General features: G+C 57.7%; 1 protein-coding gene and 1 pseudogene. Both read right to left on the reverse strand.

Annotation, left to right across the window (positions count from 1 at the left end; translation table 11 throughout):
• Positions 1-414: 414 nt before the first annotated feature.
• Entirely contained in the window at positions 415-522 is a 108-nt protein-coding gene (locus C9413_RS34350; protein ID WP_323808244.1) for a DUF2274 domain-containing protein, read from the reverse strand.
• Positions 523-1,235: 713 nt separating this feature from the next.
• Positions 1,236-1,426 (reverse strand): annotated as a pseudogene (locus C9413_RS32110) (cupin); the annotation flags it as partial.

The following is a 1,426-nucleotide window of genomic DNA, read 5'->3' on the forward strand; positions in this document are numbered from 1 at the left end:
TTGAGATGTATGAAACCCCAATAAGGTAAGCCGAAAGGCTGGAAGCGTGACTGTCCCTCGATCATCACCTGCATCTCAGTGATCCGTTCTATCGGTGGAGGCGGCCTCTTTCATGTCACCTCCTCATGACTGTCCTGATGTCGTTCGTTATCTCCGTTCGCAATGGAGGCGTAAATCATACCGTGGTCTAGGAGGTGTACATCAAATGTATATGAGGGATCGATGCATCCGAAGGGCATGTGGCCGAAGCATCGCTGAAACCCCGCACCACCCCGACCTTGGGTACCGCCCTTGAACGGCGCGGTTGTCATCTTCTTCATCTGCAAGCCGACAGACCCGGGATTATCCGTGATGACAAGGTGGAGAGCGCCCTCATCCATGTCGAGGCGAACCACAGCGATCCGCAGCTTCAATTTAGATCGAGGTGCGGCGAGCCTTGGCGAATCCCCGATCAGTCGCGATGAACCGCTCCAGCATAGGCACGATTGAGTTGCGCGGGCAATTCCGGCGACCGCCTTTGATAGCTGCGTTCCGGCCGCACTCGTTAATTGTGCTATCTTGCGATTAAGTGACGATGCGATAAATACCGGCGGCCGCCAAAGAACGCCTTTCCTTTGGTCGGTTAGAGAATTGGCTCCATCCTCGAGCTGCCAGCCCTCGCTTCTGCAGAGCCGCCAATCCCGGATACGTGGCGACCCGAGGCCCAGGCGATACTCGAATGGCGCCCGGGTCTCGCCGTATACCTACGAGCACCGTTCGACCTGAAACTGGAGTGTGAATACGGGGAGCGATCATCGGCTTCGACCGGCTCGGGACGGTTCTATATTCGCGATCCGGGCCAATAGTAGTAGCTGAGGTCGATGCGGATCCCGTGGTGCGCCTCCACCTTCGGCGTCGATACCCAGTCGCTCCGCGCGATGCAATGCGTCCGGCTTCCCCTCTGCGGCGGCAAGCCAGGACACCTGGTCCGGAAGGCATACAGATCGCGGCCTAATATCCATGCGAACTCCATCGGAAGGACATTGTTGCAGCCCGTGTTGACGTGCACGCCGACGTCGAAGCCGTCTGCGGCATAAGGAAGAGTCTTTCTGGGCGACAAGCCGCCATTCGGGTAAACCCACGCGGTGGCGCGGTAGTATTCCCACGCGGCGAGCAAGCACCCCTTCGGCTCGGCGGGCTTAAGCCGGTCGAAGGAGTCCTCGAATTCCGCTGGGCGTGCCGTCCGTACGGAAATATTACTTCACCGGCATGACGACCGGAGCATCCTTGTTCTTCAGCAGCACAACGATAAATTTCGCCGGTTTGGACGTGCTCGCGTTGCGACTGACCAAGTGAATGTCGGAAGGGCCTTCATAGTAAGTCTCCCCTGGCGACAAGGTGACTTCTTTTTCCCCTTTCACCTGCATCACAATGGAGCCTTCCAGAA

The organism is Rhizobium sp. SEMIA 4085, from assembly GCF_013004495.1.
Lineage (GTDB): Bacteria > Pseudomonadota > Alphaproteobacteria > Rhizobiales > Rhizobiaceae > Rhizobium > Rhizobium gallicum.